This is a genomic window from Kitasatospora sp. NPDC101183 (assembly GCF_044767945.1).
GTDB lineage: Bacteria > Actinomycetota > Actinomycetes > Streptomycetales > Streptomycetaceae > Kitasatospora.
In genome coordinates, this window is record NZ_JBIWOW010000017.1 from 81,464 (window position 1) to 98,791 (window position 17,328).

A 17,328-nucleotide genomic window follows, 5' to 3' on the forward strand; every position below is an offset into this window, starting at 1 on the left:
GCGACCCGGCCTGGAACCCCCGCGCCGGGATCTCGTAGGGTGGCGCGCACGGGAGTGGTGGCAGGCACCACATGGCAAGGGCATCAGACGCCGCGACAGCGGCGGGGCGGGGCGGTGACCAGAAGATGGCGGAGACGACTGCTGTTTCCGGAGGTCCCGACCCGGCCGCGGACTCGGGCCCCCGGGACGCCGTACCGCCGCCGTCCGCCGAGGAGCACCCGCCCGGGCCCGCCGCGCTGTACGAGCCGCCGCCCGCCCCGCCCGCCCCGCCGACCGGCTGGACCCTCGCCGGCGTGCCCCTCGCCGCGGCGGCCGCCGCCCGGGCACCGGCGCCGACGGGCGGGTTCGGGGCCGCGCCGCGCGGGCGCGTGCTGGCGATCGAGGGCGGCTACGGTGCCTCGGGGCGCCGCACCTGGGGCGGGCGCGGCGGGGCCGGGCACGCGCCGGTGCTGTCGGCGATGCTGGCCGCCGTGTCGCCGCAGGTGCTGCTCGCCGCCGACGCCGTGGACGCCGTCCACCTGCCCGGGGCCGTCGACCCGCAGACCGTCCTCGCCCACCTGCGCGCCGCCGCCCTGCACCCGGGGCCGCTGCTGGTGCACCTGGGCGGGCACGTGGTGGCCGACAAGCGCGGCGGGCAGCTCCACCTCACCCTGCGCGACTCCCGGCAGGACGGCCTGCCCTGGTCGGCGGTCGCCGCCGAGCTGAGCGGCAGGCCCGCCGACTGGCCGACCCTCGTCATCGCCGACCTGAGCGCCGATCAGAACGCCTGGCCCTACCTCCAGGGCACCGTCTCGCCGCTGAGCGAGGGCATCCCGCTGTGGGCGGTCGTCAGCCCGGACCCGGAGCAGATCGGCACCTTCACCCGCGCCCTGATCGAGGCCCTGCACGGCGGACGGCCGGGGGCGGGGGAGGTGCTCGCGCCGGAGCAACTGCGCCAGCAGGTGTACTCGGTGCTGCGGCCGGACGTGATCATCCTCGCCACGCACGCCAAGGACCGGCCGGTGTTCCGCAACACCGCCCGGCGCGCGGACGGCCTGCCGGCGGACGCCGTCCCGCTGCCGGTGCCGGTGCCGGTGCCGGTGCCGTCGCCCGTCGCGGCTCCGGCGCCGTACGCTCCGCCGCTCCCGCCGCCGCGTCAGGAGGAGCCCCGGGACGCGGCGGTCGAATCGGCGGCCCCGGCTCCGGCCCCGGTGGAGCCGGCCCGGCCCGTGGCGGGCGAGCCGGTGAGCCTGGTCAAGCGCGGCGTGCCGCCGGCCCCGCCGCGCCCGTCCCGGCCGGTCAGCCTGGTGAAGGCGGACGCGGTGGAGGAGATCGCGCCGGAGGTCGCACCGGAGATCGCGCCGGACGGCGTGTCCCTGGGCAAGCCCGTCCCGGCCGACGCCGTCCCCGAGGAGGCCGTGCCCGCCGAGGGCGTCACCCTGGCCAAGGCGCTTCCCGAGGCGGAGGATGAGCCCGAACTCCCGCAGCCGGAACCGGAGTTGGAGGGGCCGCAGGACGCCGTCCCCGCCGACGCCGTCCCCGAGCCGGCCGACGCCGAAGCGGCCGCTGAGCCGGTCGCTGAGCCGGCCGCCGAGCCGCGCGAGGACTACCGCGAGGTCATCGGACGGATCGTCCGCAGCGCCGACGCGGGCGACCACGCGGCCGCCACCGACCTCGCCTTCGCCCTCGAACTGGAGGCGATCTCCGAGCACGGCGCCGTCTCCGAGCCCGTCCTGCAGGTGCGTCAGGTCCGCGCCCACGTCTGCCGCCTGGCGGGCCGCCTCGGCGAGGCCGCGGTCATCTACCGGGAGGTGGCGCTGACCTTGCTGCGTTCGCGCGGCCCCGAGAGCACGGAGACCCAGCAGGCGGCCACCAACGCCGAGGCCTGCTGGCGCAAGATCGCCGACCGGAACGAGGCCGTGCGCATCGCCCCCGAGATCATCGAACTGCGCGCCCACCTCCCGGGCCCGGACGGCCGCAAGCTGCGCGCCGCCGAGCGCTACCTCGCCCAGCTCGTCGCGGCGGCCGCCCCGGCGGCGGGCAAGTGACAACCGACGGCTGACAGCTGACAGCTGACAAAAGACAGCGAACAGATAACAAAAAACAGAAAACAGCGAACGGATAACAGATGACGAAATCTGTTATCCGTTCGCTGTTACGTGTTCGCTCGTTTCCTACTGCTCGTTCTCGTCACCCTGAATGTCGCCCGCGAGCGCGTGGACGAACGTGGTGCCGTCGATGGTGCCGAGGCCGCTGGCGAGGTCGTAGCCCTCGGTGGCGTTGTAGCCGGTGACGCCGCCCCAGCCGTTGTCGCCCGCCTTGACGTCGACGATGCCGCTCCACTTGCTCGGCAGCATGCTCAGGCCGTACAGGCGGCCGTTGATCTGGCCGATGCGGTGGCCGGCCAGCTGGTCGGCGAGGGCGACGATGCCCGAGAACAGCGGGGTGGCCTCGCTGGTGCCGCCGGTGAGGTGCCAGCCGACGGCGGTCGGGTCGTAGGACTCGTACGTCCAGGCGGCGCCGTCGACGGCCGCGCTCATGCTGATGTCGGGCGTGCCGCGGTGGTCGCCGGTGACGTTGGCGACGCCGGTCTGGTACCACGGCCGGGAGAAGACGCCGGAGACGCCGCCGCCGCCCGCGCCGGACTGGTCGTGCCACACCTTGTCGGGCGCGGTGCGCTTGCCGCTGTCGTCCAGGGTGAGCTGGGTGCCGCCGATGGAGGTGACCAGCGGGTCCGAGGACGGCCAGGAGTTGACCTTGAACGGGTACAGGTCGGTCCCGTTGGGCTGCGCGTCGGTGGCGCCGTTGTCGCCGGAGGCGGCGAGCACGGTCACGCCGCGGTCCGCGGCGGCCTTGAAGGCGTAGCGCAGGTCGGTGATCGACTTGAAGTCGCCCTTGTCGTAGCCCGGGAAGGTGTTCTCGGTGGCGCCGAAGCTCTGCGAGATGACGTCGCCGCGGCCCTTCTTGATCATGTCCTTCTCGGCGTCCATCATCTCGGGCAGGCCGGTGGTGCCCTCGGTCTCGGCGACACCGGTCTCGACCAGGACGATGTGCGCGTCGGGGGCCATCGCGTGGGCGTACTCGACGTCGAGGGTGGTCTCGCCGGCCCAGCCCGTGTGGTCGGGGTTCTTGGGGTCGAAGGCGGGGACGTTGCCCCACTTGACCACCTCGACCTGGGTGTCCTGGATGCCCCACTGCTTGTCGAAGACCTCCAGGTCGTGCTGGACGGTCGGCGAGCCGAAGGAGTCGACGATGACGATCGTGCGGCCCTTGCCCGTGACGCCCTCCTTGTAGAGGGGGTTCAGGTTGTAGGCCGTGCGGTACTGCAGCGGCGAGTAGCAGTGGATGCCGATCTGGCTGACGCACTGGGTGGTGCTCAGCGGGGCGACGCGGGCCTGGGCGTTGTGGTGCCCGAAGGAGGCCGGGCGCACGTGGACGCCCGAGTAGTCGTGCGAGGTGGGGGCGGCGGTCGCGATACCCGCGGCGGGTACGGCGACGGTGCCGGCCGTGAGGGCGGTGGCCCCTACGGCGAGCAGAGCCAGGGCGCGGCGGAGGGTGGCGGGGCTGCCCATGGGACTCCTTGGGACGCTGGGCCCGACCGGGGTCGGTCGGGTCGGTTGGGCCATCCCATCGATCGCCGCATGATCATGCCATAGTCATTCCGTAGGGTCGGATGACCGCAGGCATGGTCAACTTCGGCCACGCGAACAGGTAAAGGCCGTCCCACGGGAAAGTAACCATTCACGGGGGACGGCCATATGATGACACGTCAGTAGAATTTTACGGCTTAGCGGGCGCCGCCGTTGACGTACAGGGTCTGTCCGCTGACGTACGAGGCGTCCTCACTCGCCAGGAACGCCACCACCGACGCGATCTCCTCCGGCTGCCCGACCCGGCGCAGCGGCGTGCGGGCCGCGACCTCGACCTGGTGGTCCTCGGCGGTGGCACCGACCCGCTCGGCGGTGGCGGCCGTCATCGCGGTGGCGACGTACCCGGGCGCCACGGCGTTGACGTTGACGTTGAACGGCCCCAGTTCGATCGCCAGGGTCGCGGTCAGCCCCTGGATGCCGGCCTTGGCGGCGGCGTAGTTGGCCTGGCCCCGGTTGCCGAGCGCCGAGCGCGAGCTGAGCGAGACGATCTTCCCGAACTTCTGCGCCACGAAGTACTTCTGGGCGACGTGGCTGCAGTTGTACGCGCTGGTCAGGTTGACCGTCAGCACCACGTCCCAGTCCGCCTTGGGCATCCTGAAGAACAGGTTGTCCCGGGTGATCCCGGCGTTGTTGACCAGGATGTGCACCCCGCCGAGGTCCTCGACGACCTGCGCGAACACCCGCTCCACCGCGTCGTAGTCCGCCACGTCGCAGCCGTAGGCGCGCGCGGTGCCGCCCTTGGTCGTGATCTCGGCGACCGTCCCCGCCGCCCGCTCGGCGGTGAGGTCGACGACGGCGACCGCCGCCCCCTCCTCCGCCAGGCGCCGCGCGGTGGCCGCACCGATCCCCTGCGCCGCGCCGGTCACCACGGCGACCCTGCCCTCGAAACGCGCCATGCCACTTCCTCCGATCATCGAATCATCGAAAAAGGAAAACCCACCGAAGACCCACGACGGACCTCAGGCGTTCTCGACCAGGACGGCCGTCCCCTGCCCGACCCCCACGCACATCGTGGCCAGCCCCCGCCGCGCGCCGGTGCGCCGCATCCGGTGCAGCAGGGTGGTGAGGATGCGCGCCCCGGAGCCGCCCAGCGGGTGGCCGAGGGCGATCGCCCCGCCGCTGGGGTTGACCACCTCCTCCGCCAGCTCCGGGCTGAACCCGAGGCCGTCCGCCGAGGCCAGCGCCTGCGCGGCGAACGCCTCGTTCAGCTCGGCCGTGTCCAGGTCGGCCAGCGACCAGCCGGCCCGCCCGAGCACCTTGCGGGTCGCCGGGACGGGCCCGATCCCCATCACGTCCGGGTGCACCCCGGCCGAGGCGCCGGCCACGTACCGCCCCAGCGGCGTGAGACCGAGGTCGCGCAGCGCCTCCTCGCTCACCAGGACGAGCCCGGCCGCGCCGTCGTTCATCGGCGAGGCGTTCCCGGCGGTCACGGTGCCGCCCGGCCGGAACACCGGCTTGAGCGAGGCGAGCTTGGCGAGGCTGGTGTCCTCCCGGATGCCCTCGTCCGCCACGACGGTCACGCCGTCCGCCCGCTCGACCGGGACGAGCTCGGCGTCGAAGTGCCCGTCCTTGCGGGCGGCGGCGGCCCGCTGATGGCTGCGCAGCGCGAAGGCGTCCTGCCGCTCGCGGGTGATGCCGTACCGGCAGGCCACCTCCTCGGCCGTCTCGCCCATGCTCAGGACGCCGTGCAGCTCGGCCATCCTCGGGTTGGTGAGCCGCCAGCCGAGCCGGGTGTCGTACGTCTCGATGCGGTGCGGCAGCGCCTCGTCGGGGCGGGGCAGCACGAAGGGGGCGCGGGTCATCGACTCGCAGCCGCCGGCCAGGACGACGTCGGCCTCGCCGGAGCCGATGGCCCGGGCGGCGAGGGTGACGGCCTCCAGGCCGGAGGCGCAGAGCCGGTTGACGGTGGCTCCGGGGACGGTCTCCGGCAGCCCGGCCAGCAGGACGGCCATCCGGGCGGCGTTGCGGTTGTCCTCGCCGGCCTGGTTGGCGGCGCCCCAGTAGACGTCGTCGATCCGGGCCGGGTCCAGGGCGGGGAGGTCGGCGAGCAGGGCGCGCAGCACGGTGGCCGAGAGGTCGTCCGGCCGGACGGTCGCGAGCGCTCCGCGCAGCCGGCCGACGGGTGTGCGGCGGGCGGCGGCGAAGTAGACAGGGCGCACGGTGTGCTCCTTATCGGAAAATCGGAGGGGGGAGGTCAGAAGGCGTTGACGCCGGTGAGCGCGCGCCCGATGAGCAGGTGGTGGATCTGGCTGGTGCCCTCGTACAGGGTCATCACCCGTGCGTCGCGCAGGTACTTGCCGACGGGGTACTCGTCGATGAAGCCGTAGCCGCCGAACACCTGCAGCGCGTTGTTCGCGGCGCGCACGGCGGCCTCGCTCGCGAACAGCTTGGCCATCGAGGACTCGGTGGCGAAGGGCAGGCCGCGCTCGATGTGGTCGGCGACCTTCCAGGTGAGCAGCCGGGCCGCCTCCACGTCGACGGCGATCCCGGAGAGGAGCTCCTGGACGAGCTGGTGCGCGGCGATCGGCTTCCCGAACTGCTCGCGCTCCCCGGCGTAGCGCACGGCGGCCTCCAGGCAGGCGCGGGCGATGCCCACGCAGCCCGCCGCCACCGACATCCGGCCCTTGGCCAGGGCGGCCATCGCCACCGAGAAGCCCTTGCCGACCTCGCCGAGGCGGGCGTCGTCGCCCACCCGTACGCCGTCGAGGGCGAGTTCGGCGGTGGCCTGGCCGCGCAGGCCGAGCTTGCCGTGGATCTCGGTGCGGCCGAAGCCGGGCAGGCCGGTGGGCACGAGGAAGGCGGTGACGCCCCGGTGGCCGCGCAGCGCCGGGTCCTGGCCGCCGGTGCGGGCGAAGACCAGGGCGACGTCGGCCCAGGTGCCGTTGGTGATGAAGGTCTTGGTGCCGGTGATCACCCAGCCGTCGCCGTCGCGTTCGGCCCGGGTGGTGAGGTTGGCGGCGTCGGAGCCGGTGCCGGGTTCGGTGAGGGCGAAGCAGCCGAGGGCCTCGCCGGAGGTGAGCCGGGGCAGCCAGTGGCGCTTCTGCTCCTCGGTGCCGTGGGCGTTGACCGACTTGGCGACCAGGCCGAGGGAGACGGAGACGATTCCGCGCACCGCCGAGTCGGCGCGCCCCAGCTCCTCCAGGACGAGGCAGTAGGCGAGGTGGTCGCCGCCGCTGCCGCCGTACTCCTCGGGGATCGTCAGGCCGAGGAGGCCGAGCTTCGCGAGCTTGCCGACGATCGCGCGGTCCACGGACTCGGCGCGGTCCCAGGCGGCGGCGTGCGGCACGATCTCGCGGTCGGCGAAGGAGGCCGCGAGGTCCCGTACGGCGCTCTGCTCCTCGGTCAACTCCAGGTTCACGGCGGACCGCCCTCGTTAAACTAGCGCTGCAAGTTTTAAGGGGACTGTAGCCCCGGCCCGCCGCGCTGGGAAGGGGCGCCTGCCAGAATCGGTCCCCACCCGCCCGAACCCACCCGCACGACCTCACCCGACCGGAGGAAGCGACCCGATGGCCCGCCCGCGCACCCCGCTGCTCAGCCGCGAGCGCATCGTCACCGCCGCCCTGCGGCTGATCGACGGCGCCGGGCTGGAGGCCCTGTCCACCCGCCGCCTCGCCACCGAGCTCTCGGTCAGCGGCCCCTCGCTCTACAACCACTTCGCGACCAAGGACGAGCTGCTGGACGCGGTGGTGGACAGCGTCATCGGCGAAGTCGACCTGTCGATGTTCGACGACGGCGCCGCGGCCTGGCCCGAGGCGCTGCGCGACTGGGCCCGCTCCTACCGCGCCGCGCTGGCCGCCCACCCCAACATCGTCCCGGTGCTCGCCCAGGGCCCCGGCCGCCGGCCGAACGCGCTGCGCCTGGCCGACGCCGTCTTCGGGCACCTCGTCGGCGCCGGGTGGCCGCGCGCCCAGGCCACCCGGATCGGCGCGCTGATGCGCTACTTCGTCACCGGCTCGGCGCTCGCCTCCTTCGCGGCCGGGTTCCCCGCCGACGCCGACGTGTACGACGCGGCCGACTACCCGCACCTCGGCGAGGCCCACCGGCTGGCCGGGCACCGGGGATCGGTGGACGAGGGCGCCTTCGAGACCGGGCTGGAGGCGCTGCTGGACGGGCTGGCGCTGCGCTTCGAGCGCCTCGCCGCCCGTCCCTGAGGCCGTCGGGTTCTCAGGCCCGCCGCTACCAGGGCTCGCGGGGCACGAAGGCCGGGCGCAGCGACGGGTCCACCGGGTCGTAGTAGCGGTGGTAGACCGGGGTCAGCCCGCCCGAGACCGGCGGCACGATCCAGCTCCAGTCCGCCGGGACGGGCCGCCCGAGCCGCTCCTCCTGGGCGACGTGCTTGAGGAAGCGGTGCGACTCGGTGTGGTGGTCGGCCATCGTCACCCCGGCCTCCTGGAAGGAGTGCAGCACCGCGAGGTTGAGCTCGACGAGCGCCCGGTCGCGCCACAGGGTGCGGTCGTTGGAGGTGTCCAGGCCCAGGTGCTCGGCGACGGTGGCGAGCATGTCGTAGCGGTCGGCGTCGGCGAGGTTGCGGGCGCCGATCTCGGTGCCCATGTACCAGCCGTTGAACGGCGCGGCCGGGTAGCGCACCCCGCCGATCTCCAGCGTCATGTCGCTGATCGCCGGCACCGCGTACCAGCGCAGCCCCAGCTCCGCGAACCAGTCGTGCTCGGGGTGGGTCAGCGGGACCTCCAGCGCCGTGTCGTCCGGGTGCCCGTACCAGTGCGGGCGCTCGCCGGGGCGCTCCTGGACCAGCAGGGGCAGCACCTCGAAGCGGTCCTCGGCGCACTTCCAGCCGAGGTCGCGGGCGCGGGCGGTGAGCGTGACGCCGGCCGGGTCGCCCACCGTGGCGCCGTCGACGCGGTGGCCGGCGTAGCGGACCAGCTGCTGGTTGAGGATGCGCGGGGCCGGGCGGCCCGGGCGGTCCGGGGCGAACACCGAGATCACCGGGCGGATCCGGCCGCCGTTGGTCGCCAGGCGCAGGTGCTCGAAGCACTCGGCGGCCACGTCGTCGGCGGAGGAGAGGTGGCGCAGGTCGCGCACCACCAGGCTGCGCCAGTACAGCCGGCCGATGCAGCGGGCGGCGTTGCGCCAGGCGAGCTTGGCCCCGTACGCGAGTTCGGCGGGGGTGTGGGCGTAGGTGCCGGTGCGGTCGATCTCGTCCAGGACGGCGCGCAGCCGCTCCCCGGGGGCTCCGGCGGCGGGCTGCTCCCGGTGGAAGCGCCGGACGAACTCGGCGGCCTGGCCGGGGTCGGTGAACGGCGCGGGCGCGGGCGGCAGCCGGGCCTCGGGGGCCGGCGGCGGTGCCGCATGAGCGGTGGCGTCGGCGTGAGCGTGGGCCTCGGCGTGAGCGTGGGCGTATGGGCAGCCGCCGCCGACGGGGGCGGTGGCGGGTCTGCGGGTGCGAAGCCGGTCGAAGATCAAGGACACATCCCTCCTGGCGAACAGGAGTACCCCAGGTGTCCGGGCCGCCGCAGAGAGTGAACGATTCGGCCCCGCACCCGCGCGGATCGCGCTAGGGTGCGGGGCCGGTCGGACTGTCGGATCAGCGCACGGCCGGATCCGTCCGCGTCGACGGGGGAGGCGGGCTCAGCCCATGTCCTCCAGGCGGACGCCCTTGGTCTCCTTGAGGAACCTGGCCACGAAGAGGATCGACAGCGCCGCGAAGGCCGCGTACACCAGGTACGTCGCCGACAGGTTCCACCGCGACATCGACGGGAACGACACGGTGATCGCCCAGTTGGCGATCCACTGCGCCGAGGCGGCGACGGACAGGGCGGCGGCGCGGATGCGGTTGGGGAACATCTCGCCGAGCATCACCCAGACCACCACGCCCCAGGACATGGCGAAGAAGAGCACGAAGGCGTTGGCGGCGATCAGCGCGACGGTGCCCTGGAGGTCGGGCAGGGTGACGTCCCCGCCGGTGCCGGTGGCGGAGGAGAACGCCCAGCCGGCGGCGGCCAGGGAGACGGCCATGCCGACCGAGCCGATCAGGGCCAGCGGCTTGCGGCCGATGCGGTCGACGAGCAGGATCGCGACCACGGTGCCGAGGATGTTGATGACCGAGCCGATGAAGCTGATCAGCATCGAGTTGCTCTGGTCGATGCCGACCGACTGCCACAGGATCGACGAGTAGTAGAAGATCACGTTGATGCCGACCAGCTGCTGGAACACCGACAGGCCGATGCCGACCCAGACGATGGGCAGCAGGCCGAAGCGGCCGCCGAGCAGGTCGCGGAAGCGCGGGCGGTGGTCGGAGGCGATCAGCGCCCGGACCTCGGCGATCCGCGCGTCGGCGTCCACGCCCTCGCCCTCGACCTCGGCGAGCACCCGGCGGGCGTCGTCGAGGCGCTCGGCCTGGATCAGGTAGCGCGGGGACTCGGGGATGACCGAGGAGAGCACGAAGTAGACGGCGGCCGGCACGACGCAGGCGCCGAGCATCCACTGCCAGGCCTCCAGGCCGAGCAGGTGGCCGCGGGTCTCGCCCCCGGCGGCCTTCGTCAGCAGCCAGTTGACCAGCTGGGATATCGCGATGCCGAGCACGATCGCGGCCTGCTGGAAGGAGGCCAGACGGCCCCGGTAGCGGGTCGGCGCGACCTCGGCGATGTAGGTCGGGGCGATCACCGAGGCGATGCCGATGGCGGCGCCGCCGAGGACGCGCCAGAAGGCGAGGTCCCAGGCGGAGAACGGCAGCATCGAGCCGACGGCGCTGACGGCGAACAGCAGCGCGCCCGCCTTCATGACCTTGATGCGGCCGTACCGGTCGGCGAAGCGCCCGGCCAGCGCGGCGCCGAGCGCCGAGCCGAGCAGGGCGGAGGAGACGATCAGGCCGGTCACGCCGTCGCCGACCCCGAACTTCTCCTGGATCCCTGAGACGGCGCCGTTGATCACCGAGCTGTCGTAGCCGAACAGGAACCCGCCGAGGGCCGCGGCGGCGGTGATGAAGACGACGAATCCGAGGCGGCCGGGCGCGGAGGCCTCGACCGCCCCGGAGGGCTGCTGGGTGACGCTCACGATCTCTGCTCCTGTACTCAACGCTGAGCTGGGGTAGCCGAGATCGTAACCCCTAATCGTTCAAGGCTTGTACATCCAATGCTCAGATTTCGCTCTGAGAATTCGTAAGATGAACAAGCAAATGGGCCCTTCGTCGTACGCCCTCGTCCTGGCCCTTCGTCGGGCGCGCTACGCGGGGGAGGCCAGCGAGAGGCCGAAGCGGCCCGCCTCGTCCGTCCACCAGTGGTCCAGCCGCAGGCCCGCGCGGGCCAGTTCGGAGGCCACCCGCTCGCGGCGGAACTTGGCGGAGACCTCGGTGCGCAGCTCCTCGCCCCGCTCGAAGTGCACCGGCAGGTCCAGCGCCGGGATCTTCACCGTCTGGTCGCGCAGCGAGCGCAGCCGCATCTCGATCCACTCCTGCCCGGCGTCCCAGAGCGCGACGTGCTCGAAGGCGTCCGGCTCGAAGTCGGCGCCCAGCTCCCGGTTGAGGACGTTCAGCACGTTGCGGTTGAACTCGGCCGTCACCCCGGCGGCGTCGTCGTAGGCGGCGACCAGCGCGGCCGGGTCCTTGACCAGGTCGGTGCCCAGCAGTAGGGCGTCGCCCGGCTCCAGGGAGGCGCGCAGGCCGCGCAGGAACGCGTCGCGCTCGGCGGGCAGCAGGTTGCCCAGGGTGCCGCCGAGGAAGGCGACCAGGCGGGGGCCGCCGCCGGGCGGCACGCCGAGGCGGGAGGTGAAGTCGGCCAGCACGCCGTGCACGGCCAGGCCCGGGTACTCGGCGGCCAGGGCGACGCCGGCGGCGGTGAGCGCGCTCTCGCTGACGTCCACCGGGACGTACGTCTCCAGGGTGCCGAGCCCGCGCAGGGCGTCCAGCAGCAGCCGGGTCTTCTCGGAGGAGCCGGAGCCCAGCTCGACGAGGGTGCGGGCCCGGGTGGCGGCGGCGATCTCGCCGGCCCGGGCGGCGAGGATGGCCCGCTCGGCGCGGGTCGGGTAGTACTCGGGCAGGCGGGTGATCTCCTCGAACAGCTCGCTGCCGCGGGCGTCGTAGAACCACTTCGGCGGCAGCCACTTGGGCGCGGCGGTCAGCCCCTGGCGCACGTCGTGGTGCAGGGCGGTGCTGAAGTGGTCGTCGGGCAGCAGTCGGGTGAGATCGAAGGTGTCCATGACAGGGTCGTTCCTCTGTTCAGAAGATGAAGGGACGGTGCTGGTCAGTCGCGGCCGGGCAGCCGCTGGACGGTGACGCCGGAGGCCTCCACCAGCAGCAGCGAGGCGTCCTCGGCGCGCTGCCAGGAGGGCTCGTCGTCGTACGGTTCGGAGGCCACCACGGTGCCGAGGCCCGGCAGGGCGCGGTGGTACAGGGTGTCGCCCCAGGCCGTCGCGGCGATCGAGCGGCCGTCGGTCAGCAGCAGGTTCAGCCGGGCGCTGGTGTGCTTCGCGACGTCGGCGACGGTGGCGGCCAGCGCCTCGCCGGGCGTGGCGCCCGCGCGCAGCCGGTGCAGGACCAGTGCCCACACCAGCGCCGAGTCCGTGCGCGCCTCCAGCTCCAGCAGCTCCGCCGGGGGCAGCAGCGCGGCGAGGGCGCCCAGCTCGCCGGGCCAGCCGGCCACCGCGCCGTTGTGGCTGAACAGCCAGGGCCCGGCGGCGAACGGCGCCGCCGCGGCCTCGCCGTCCGCGCAGCCCGGGGTGGCCGAGCGCACGGCCGCCACCAGCGCCCGGGTGCGCAGCACCCGGGCGAGGTCGGCGAAGGCGGCGTCCGCCCAGATCGGCCCGGCCCGGCGGTAGCGGGCGGGCGTCTCGTCGCCGTCCGCGTACCAGCCCAGGCCGAAGCCGTCCGCGTTCACCGTGCCGTGCCGCTGCTCCCGGGGCGCCCAGGACTGCCGGTACAGCGCGTGCGGGGGTGCCACCAGCAGCTCGCCAGGCGCCAACGGCTCGCCCAGGTAGGCGAGGTGACGGCACATCAGGCGCGCTCCGCGTCGCGGGCGGTGCGGAATCCGGAGAAGATCTGCCGCCGGACGGGGTAGTCCCAGTTGCGGAAGGTGCCCCGGCAGGCGACGGGCGCCACCGCGAAGCAGCCGCCGCGCAGCACCTTGTACTCGGGGCCGAAGAAGACCTCCGAGTACTCCCTGTACGGCCAGGCGGTGAAGCCCGGGTAGGGGTGGAGGTCACTGGACGTCCACTCCCACACGTCGCCCATCAACTGCCGGACCCCGTACGGGGACTGGCCGTTCGGGTAGCTGCCCGCCGGGGCCGGGCGCAGGTGGCGCTGGCCGAGGTTGGCGTGCTCGGGGCCGGGCGGGCCGTCGCCCCAGGGGTAGCGGCGGGAGCGGCCGGCCGCCGGGTCGTGGCGGGCGGCCTTCTCCCACTCCGCCTCGGTGGGCAGGCGCCGGCCCGCCCAGCGGGCGTACGCGTCGGCCTCGTACCAACTGACGTGCAGCACCGGCTCGTTCGGCGGTACGGGCTCGACGGTGCCGAAGCGGCGGCGCAGCCACTGCCCGTCCTCGTGGCGCCAGAACAGCGGGGCGCCCAGGTCGGCGCGCAGGCGGTGCTCCCAGCCCTCGGCCGTCCACCAGCGCGGCTCCCGGTACCCGCCGTCGTCGATGAACCGCTGGTAGGCGGCGTTGGTGACGGGCACGGTGTCCAGGAAGTAGGCGGGCAGGTCGACGGTGTGGGCGGGGCGCTCGTTGTCCAGCGCCCAGGGCTCGGTGTCCGTGCCCATGGTGAACGGCCCTGCGGGCACGAGGACTTCGGCGGGCAGCAGGGCGGCGTCCGCCGGGGCGGGCGGGGGCGGGGGAGCGGCCAGGGCGGGCTCGCCGCGGCGTAGCTGGTGGGTGATCAGCATGGTCTCGTCGTGCTGCTGCTCGTGCTGGGCGATCATCCCGAAGGCGAAGCCCGCGTCGAGCAGCGGCGCGCCCTCCAGCGGGCTGGCGGCGAGCAGGTCCAGGACCCGGCCGCGCACGTCCCCGGCGTAGAGCCGGGCCTCGGCGGGCGGCAGCAGGGGCAGGGCGGGGCGCTCGGCGCGGGGGTGCTGGAAGGCGTCGTAGAGCGGGTCGATCTCCGGGTGCATCGGGTCGCGGCCGCCGACGTTGCGCAGCAGCCAGAGCTCCTCCTGGTTGCCGATGTGCGCGAGGTCCCAGACCAGCGGGGACATCAGCGGGGAGTGCTGGGCGGTCAGGTCCCGGTCGTCGACGCAGTCGGTGAGGGCGGCGGTGCGGGCGCGGGCGGCCAGCAGCTCGGCGGCGATGGCCTCGCGCAGCGCCTCGGCGCCCGCCGGGAGGCCGGCGTCGGCGGCTTCGGGGGGTCGTACGTCGGTCATGGTGCGGGCTCCTCGGGGGGCGTGCGACGGGCGCCGGCGCGCAGGGCGTCCAGCTGGTCGTCGGCCGGGCAGCGGCCGCGAGCGGGGTAGCGCTCGGCGAAGGCGGCGACGGTGGCGCGCAGCCGCTCGGCGCCGGGCAGGCGGCCCAGCGCGGCGTCGGCGGCGGCGAAGCAGGCCAGGGTGGCGCGGCGCAGCTCGGGGTCGGCGACGGCGAGTGTCGCGGCGCGGCGCCAGGCCTCGCTGCGCGGGGCGCGGGCGTCGGGGGCCCGGCCGTCCGGGCCGTCGGGGCCGTCCAGGCGGTGCAGCGGCTCCAGGGCGGCGAGGGCGGCCTCGCCGGCCGCCGGGTCGTCCAGCAGCGCGGTGACGAGGGCGGTGGGCACCACCCAGCCGTCGCCGGGCTGGGCGTCGATCATCCGCAGCTCCAGGTGGCCGCGCGGGCGCACCGGTGGGAAGAGCGTGGTGCCGTGGTAGTCCAAGTCGGCCAGGGTGGGCGGGCGTTCGCCGCCGCCGCGGACCCAGTCGCGGAAGGTGAGGCCGGGCGGGGCCGTCCAGGGCAGGCCCTGGGGCCGCCGTACGCACAGGACCTGGGCGTCCAGCACGTACTGCGCCCAGGCCTCGGCGGGGTCGCCGTGGTCGGGGGCGGGGGCGAGCGTGCGGGTCGGGTCCATCCGGGACCAGACGGTCTGCCGGGTGGAGCGGTGGCCCGTCGATCTGCCGTCCAGCACGGGGGAGTTGGCGAAGGCGGCGACCAGCACGGGGCCGAGGTGGTGGACGAGCTGCCAGCGCCGGGCGACGGCCTGCGGGCCGGCGGCCTCGCCCGCGTCCACGCACACCTGCACGGAGGCGGTGTCCGTCATCATGATCCGGCCCCAGGGGCCGGCGGAGTCGAAGAAGCGCTCCATCGCGAGGTAGCGCGGGTGGTCCAGCACCATGCGGCGCGGGCGGGCCAGGGGGTCGGTGCCGGTGCCGGTGAGGCGCAGGCCCCGGGCCGCGAAGGCGGCGCGCAGGGCGGTCAGGTCGCGGCGGGTGCCGTCGACGCAGGCCAGGAGGCCGGTGGCGGGCGGGGAGCTGAGCTCGACCTGTCCGCCGGGTTCGAGGGTGAGGCGCGAACCCGAGGGGAGAGCGGTTCCGTCGGGGCCGCCGAGGGGCAGCGACTCCAGGGCGGAGTGGATGAGTTCCGGCGCTACCGGCCGGTCGGGACATCGGTCGTCGTGGACGAACCACTCGACCTCGACGCCCACCAGCCGGGGCGGGCCGATCTTGAAGCAGACCCCCGACACGTGGCTGCGGGCGCCGGACTCCGTCAGCGGGGTCACCCCGCTCGGAGGCGGCGGCGCCTCGGGCCGGTCGGGGGGTGTGGTGCGGGAGACGGGTATCACCGGACTCACCATCCTCGGGATCACGAATTGCGGCCCGGTCTACCTTGCCCAGTCTGCTACGGAGCATGCGACGGCGCTTCGCAAAAATCGCGTGAATGTTCGTTTTCGCAGGTCGTGGGTGGTGCGAACGGGTGATTCAGACAATCCCGGGGCGCTTTCGACTGCCTTTCGGGCGGCTTTCGGAAGGGTTCCGTGCGCGGGCGGCGAAGGGCCTTCCCGGTGCCTTCTCAGCCCCTTCCCAGGCGGGCCAGGCGCTCCAGGACGGTGGCCAGCAGGGGCTCGGGGAGGGCGTAGTTGAGGCGCAGGAAGCCGGCGCCGCCGGGGCCGAACGCGTCCCCGGCGGTGGCCTCCAGGGCGCAGCGCTCCAGCAGCGCTCCGGCGGCGCCCCCGGGCGGCAGGCCGAGCGCGGCGGCGTCCAGCCAGAGGAGGTAGGAGGACTGCGGGGCGGAGCGGACGGCGGGGCCGAGCAGGCCGGTCAGCCGGGCGCGGGCGGCGGCGAGGTGGGCGAGCAGGGCGTCCAGCCAGGGGCCGCCCTCGCCGAGTGCGGCCCGCAGGACGGTCTGCTCCAGGAGGCCGCCCTCCCAGAGGCCGTAGCCGGCGAGCTCCTCGGTGAAGCGGGCGCGCAGCGCGGGGTCGGGGACCAGGGCGAAGGCGCTGGGCAGGCCCGAGCAGTTGAAGGTCTTGCCGACGGAGTTGAGGGTGACGGTGTGCGGCCGCAGGGCCTGGCCGACGGCGTCGACGGCCACGGGGTGGCGGTGCCCGGGGTGGGTGAGGTCTCCGTGCACCTCGTCGGAGACGAGCAACGCGCCCGCCTCGGCGGCCCGTTCGGCCAGCGCGCGCAGCTCGTCGGCGGGCCAGACGCGGGCGGAGGGGTTGTGCGGGCTGCTCAGCAGCACGGCCGAAGTCGGGCCGGGCAGCGGGCCGTTGGGCAGGTGGTAGCCGTCCGGGCCCAGGGGGAGCGGGAGTTCGCGGTACGGGAGGCGGGCGGCGCGGCACAGCTGGGCGAAGCCGCCCCACTCGGGAGTGGGGAAGGCGAGCGGCGCCCGGGGCCGTACGGTCTCCAGCAGCACGCGCAGCGCGGTGCGGGGGCCGCAGGGCAGCAGGACGACCCAGTCCGGGTCCACCTCGGCGCCGTGGCGCTCGCGGTACCAGCGGGCGACGAGCTCGCGCCCGGCCGGGTCGCAGACGGTGTAGCCGTACGCCCGGTGGCGGGCGCGGCGCTCCAGCGCCTCGGCGACGGCGGCCGGGCCGGGCAGGTCCATGTCCGCGAGGCCGAGCGGGATCACGCCGGGGGCGCCGGCGCGGGCCCACTTGGCGCTGCCGGTGCCGGTGCGGTCGAAGGGGGCGGCGAACAGAGGTGGAAAACTGTTCGCTGACATCTGTTCGCTGTTATCTGTCATCTGAACTCTGTCGATTGTCATCTGTTCGCTGTCATCTGTTCGCCGCCCGCCGCTCCCCGCCCGCGAGGTGCGCCGCGAGCCCGCGCCGCCCCCGCCACATCATCACCGCGTGGTTGGCGCGGAACACCGGGTGCAGCGGCAGGGCGAGCCGGCGCAGCAGGGACTTGCCCGGCCGCGCGTCCTCCTCGAACAGGACCCGGCTCCCGCGCCCTCCCGGCCCCTCCGGTGCGACGGTGAACCTGGTCCAGCCGACGAGGTCGCCGCTCATGGCGACCTCCAGCACCCCGGCCGCCGGGTCGCGTCGGCGCGCCTCCAGGCCGATCACCAGCCGGTACGGCAGCACGGCGCGTATCACCACGTCCCCGGCCTCCGGGCCCCTGCGCCGCACCTCGCGCACCTCCGGCCACCACCGCGGGTACCCGGCCACGTCCTCCAGCGCCGCGTAGACGGCGGACGGGGGCGCGGGGAGGTGCCAGAGGCCGCGGAATCGGTAGTGATTGGGGTCCACGCGCTCCCCCTGCCCCGGCTGCGAGCCCTCCACACGCCCGCCCCTCGGGGGCCGGGGTCGCGGCGGTGAACGACCGGTGAAGGTCCGCGGTCGAAAGGCGGGCACTGCGCTT

The 17,328-nt window shown here is 74.4% G+C and carries 14 protein-coding genes; 2 read left to right on the plus strand and 12 right to left on the minus strand.

Annotation, left to right across the window (positions count from 1 at the left end):
• Positions 1 to 125 precede the first annotated feature (125 nt).
• Positions 126 to 2,027 carry a hypothetical protein gene (locus tag ACIRRS_RS24220; RefSeq protein WP_402974319.1) on the plus strand — a complete coding sequence of 634 codons (1,902 nt, stop codon included), beginning with the start codon at positions 126 to 128 and terminating at the stop codon, positions 2,025 to 2,027.
• A gap of 126 nt (positions 2,028 to 2,153) precedes the next feature.
• Here ACIRRS_RS24220 and ACIRRS_RS24225 read toward each other — a convergent pair whose 3' ends face one another.
• The 4 genes from ACIRRS_RS24225 to ACIRRS_RS24240 all read right to left on the minus strand — a co-directional run bounded on the left by ACIRRS_RS24225 (position 2,154) and on the right by ACIRRS_RS24240 (position 6,987).
• Entirely contained in the window at positions 2,154 to 3,551 is a 1,398-nt protein-coding gene (locus tag ACIRRS_RS24225) for a S8 family serine peptidase (protein WP_402974322.1), read from the minus strand.
• 215 nt (positions 3,552 to 3,766) lie between these two features.
• Positions 3,767 to 4,525, minus strand: coding sequence for a 3-oxoacyl-ACP reductase FabG (gene fabG, locus ACIRRS_RS24230; RefSeq protein ID WP_402974325.1), 759 nt, complete (start codon positions 4,523 to 4,525; stop codon positions 3,767 to 3,769).
• 63 nt (positions 4,526 to 4,588) lie between these two features.
• Positions 4,589 to 5,788, minus strand: a complete 1,200-nt coding sequence (locus ACIRRS_RS24235) for a thiolase family protein (protein WP_402974328.1) — start codon at positions 5,786 to 5,788, stop codon at positions 4,589 to 4,591.
• Positions 5,789 to 5,823: 35 nt separating this feature from the next.
• Positions 5,824 to 6,987: an acyl-CoA dehydrogenase family protein gene (locus ACIRRS_RS24240; protein WP_402974330.1), complete on the minus strand. Its 1,164-nt coding sequence runs from the start codon at positions 6,985 to 6,987 to the stop codon at positions 5,824 to 5,826.
• A gap of 148 nt (positions 6,988 to 7,135) precedes the next feature.
• Here ACIRRS_RS24240 and ACIRRS_RS24245 point away from each other — a divergent pair, with 148 nt between their 5' ends.
• Positions 7,136 to 7,780 carry a TetR/AcrR family transcriptional regulator gene (locus tag ACIRRS_RS24245; RefSeq protein WP_402974333.1) on the plus strand — a complete coding sequence of 215 codons (645 nt, stop codon included), beginning with the start codon at positions 7,136 to 7,138 and terminating at the stop codon, positions 7,778 to 7,780.
• Positions 7,781 to 7,805: 25 nt separating this feature from the next.
• Here ACIRRS_RS24245 and ACIRRS_RS24250 read toward each other — a convergent pair whose 3' ends face one another.
• The 8 genes from ACIRRS_RS24250 to ACIRRS_RS24285 form a co-directional block, all read right to left on the minus strand.
• Entirely contained in the window at positions 7,806 to 8,906 is a 1,101-nt protein-coding gene (locus ACIRRS_RS24250; protein ID WP_402974612.1) for a nitric oxide synthase oxygenase, read from the minus strand.
• 309 nt (positions 8,907 to 9,215) lie between these two features.
• The gene (locus ACIRRS_RS24255; protein WP_402974615.1) at positions 9,216 to 10,643 is read right to left on the minus strand and encodes a sugar porter family MFS transporter; all 1,428 of its coding nucleotides are present in this window, start codon (positions 10,641 to 10,643) and stop codon (positions 9,216 to 9,218) included.
• Between the two features lie 165 nt (positions 10,644 to 10,808).
• Positions 10,809 to 11,780, minus strand: a complete 972-nt coding sequence (gene egtD, locus ACIRRS_RS24260) for an L-histidine N(alpha)-methyltransferase (RefSeq protein WP_402974336.1) — start codon at positions 11,778 to 11,780, stop codon at positions 10,809 to 10,811.
• 44 nt (positions 11,781 to 11,824) lie between these two features.
• Positions 11,825 to 12,574 carry an ergothioneine biosynthesis protein EgtC gene (gene egtC / locus ACIRRS_RS24265; protein ID WP_402974339.1) on the minus strand — a complete coding sequence of 250 codons (750 nt, stop codon included), beginning with the start codon at positions 12,572 to 12,574 and terminating at the stop codon, positions 11,825 to 11,827.
• Entirely contained in the window at positions 12,574 to 13,929 is a 1,356-nt protein-coding gene (gene egtB / locus ACIRRS_RS24270; protein ID WP_402974342.1) for an ergothioneine biosynthesis protein EgtB, read from the minus strand. The genes egtC and egtB overlap by 1 nt, the downstream gene beginning before the upstream one ends.
• Entirely contained in the window at positions 13,926 to 15,320 is a 1,395-nt protein-coding gene (egtA, locus tag ACIRRS_RS24275; RefSeq protein WP_402974345.1) for an ergothioneine biosynthesis glutamate--cysteine ligase EgtA, read from the minus strand. The genes egtB and egtA overlap by 4 nt, the downstream gene beginning before the upstream one ends.
• Before the next feature lie 215 nt (positions 15,321 to 15,535).
• Positions 15,536 to 16,687, minus strand: coding sequence for an aminotransferase class I/II-fold pyridoxal phosphate-dependent enzyme (locus ACIRRS_RS24280; RefSeq protein WP_402974348.1), 1,152 nt, complete (start codon positions 16,685 to 16,687; stop codon positions 15,536 to 15,538).
• A gap of 52 nt (positions 16,688 to 16,739) precedes the next feature.
• The gene (locus tag ACIRRS_RS24285) at positions 16,740 to 17,216 is read right to left on the minus strand and encodes an SRPBCC family protein (protein ID WP_402974351.1); all 477 of its coding nucleotides are present in this window, start codon (positions 17,214 to 17,216) and stop codon (positions 16,740 to 16,742) included.
• Positions 17,217 to 17,328: the final 112 nt, after the last annotated feature.

Excerpts from the sequence above, each read along its gene's own strand:
- ACIRRS_RS24220 (WP_402974319.1), top strand. The coding sequence starts at position 126 with ATGGCGGAGACGACTGCTGTTTCCGGAGGTCCCGACCCGGCCGCGGAC.
- ACIRRS_RS24225 (WP_402974322.1), bottom strand. The coding sequence starts at position 3,551 with ATGGGCAGCCCCGCCACCCTCCGCCGCGCCCTGGCTCTGCTCGCCGTA.
- fabG (WP_402974325.1), bottom strand. The coding sequence starts at position 4,525 with ATGGCGCGTTTCGAGGGCAGGGTCGCCGTGGTGACCGGCGCGGCGCAG.
- ACIRRS_RS24245 (WP_402974333.1), top strand. The coding sequence starts at position 7,136 with ATGGCCCGCCCGCGCACCCCGCTGCTCAGCCGCGAGCGCATCGTCACC.
- egtD (WP_402974336.1), bottom strand. The coding sequence starts at position 11,780 with ATGGACACCTTCGATCTCACCCGACTGCTGCCCGACGACCACTTCAGC.
- egtC (WP_402974339.1), bottom strand. The coding sequence starts at position 12,574 with ATGTGCCGTCACCTCGCCTACCTGGGCGAGCCGTTGGCGCCTGGCGAG.
- egtB (WP_402974342.1), bottom strand. The coding sequence starts at position 13,929 with ATGACCGACGTACGACCCCCCGAAGCCGCCGACGCCGGCCTCCCGGCG.
- egtA (WP_402974345.1), bottom strand. The coding sequence starts at position 15,320 with ATGGTGAGTCCGGTGATACCCGTCTCCCGCACCACACCCCCCGACCGG.
- ACIRRS_RS24280 (WP_402974348.1), bottom strand. The coding sequence starts at position 16,687 with ATGTCAGCGAACAGTTTTCCACCTCTGTTCGCCGCCCCCTTCGACCGC.